1 protein-coding gene is annotated in these 1451 nt (G+C 50.2%); it reads left to right on the forward strand.

What is annotated here, in order from left to right; translation table 11 throughout:
* Nucleotides 1-92: 92 nt before the first annotated feature.
* On the forward strand, nucleotides 93-1451 hold a 1359-nt coding region (locus tag E0E29_RS16860; protein ID WP_341273122.1), incomplete at its 3' end, for a recombinase family protein.

A 1451-nucleotide genomic window follows, 5' to 3' on the forward strand; every position in this document is an offset into this window, starting at 1 on the left:
CTGGTGTTGTATGCTCTAAAAGACTTCTTAATCAAGCGGTTAGGAAGTCTCTTAGAACACATAACCTAAAACCGAAGAAAGGAGCGCAAGTTATGAGAAAAAACGAGAAAATCACAGCTCTGTACGAACGACTGAGCCGTGATGACTTTGGCAAAGATGATGACCAACAGCGTGAGAGCAACTCCATATCCAATCAAAAGGCAATGTTGGAGGAGTTCGCCGCACGGCAGGGGTTTACGAACATTGTCCATTTCACGGACGATGGCATTAGTGGTACTTGCTTTGACCGTCCCGGATTTTTGGCAATGATGAAAGAGGTTGAAGCCGGGAATGTGGAGTATCTGTGTATCAAGGACATGAGCCGCATGGGTCGTGACTATCTGAAAGTCGGTCAGATTATGGAAATCCTGCGTCAGCGTGGCGTTCGCCTTATCGCCATCAATGACGGCGTGGACAGTGCCAGAGGGGACGATGATTTTACCCCTTTCCGCAACATTATGAACGAGTATTACGCCAGAGACACCAGCCGTAAAATCCGTTCCACTTTCCAGTCCAAAGGCAAGTCCGGCAAGCACCTCACAGGCACGGTTATTTACGGCTATCTCTGGAACGAAGCAAGAGACCAATGGTTGGTTGACCCCGAAGCCGCCGAGGTGGTCAAGCGCATCTTTGCCATGACGATTGAGGGCTACGGTCCGTATCAGATCGCCAGCAAGCTGAAAGAAGAAAAAGTCCTCATTCCGTCCGCTTACCTTGCCCAGCACGGCGAGGGCGTGAACAAAAATAAGACCTTCAAAGATGTGTACGGCTGGGGTTCTTCCACCATCTGCAACATTCTTGAAAAGCGTGAATATCTGGGACACACCATCAACTTCAAGACCCGAAAGCACTTCAAGGACAAGAAAAGCCATTATGTCCCGGAGGACGAATGGACAATTTTCGAGAATACCCATGAAGCTATCATTGACCAGCAGACCTTTGACCTTGTGCAGAAAATCCGTGGGAATGTCAGACGCTACCCGGACGGCTGGGGCGAAGCAGCTCCCCTCACAGGCTTGCTTTATTGTGCCGATTGCGGCGGCAAGATGTATGTCCACCGTACCAACAACGGCAAGCGTATTTCTCAATATACCTGTTCCCAATACAGCAAAGTCCCAGTTGGAAAGCTCTGCACGACACAGCACCGTATCAATGAAGATGTGGTACTGTCCCTTGTTTCCGAAATGCTCAAAGCTATTGCCGAGTATGCGAAGCATGACAGAGCCGAGTTTGTCCGAGTGGTGCAGGAAGCGCAGTCCAGCCAGCAGACGGCAGAGGTCAGGAAACAGCGGACACGCCTTGCCACAGCAAAGCAGAGAGTTTCCGAGCTGGAAGTCCTGCTCTGCAAAATCTATGAGGACAACATTTTAGGCAAGCTGTCCGACAGCAGATACGCCACTCTGGACGCTCAA

Origin of the sequence: Intestinimonas timonensis, from assembly GCF_900626145.1 — a bacterium.
Classification (GTDB): domain Bacteria; phylum Bacillota; class Clostridia; order Oscillospirales; family Oscillospiraceae; genus Intestinimonas; species Intestinimonas aquisgranensis.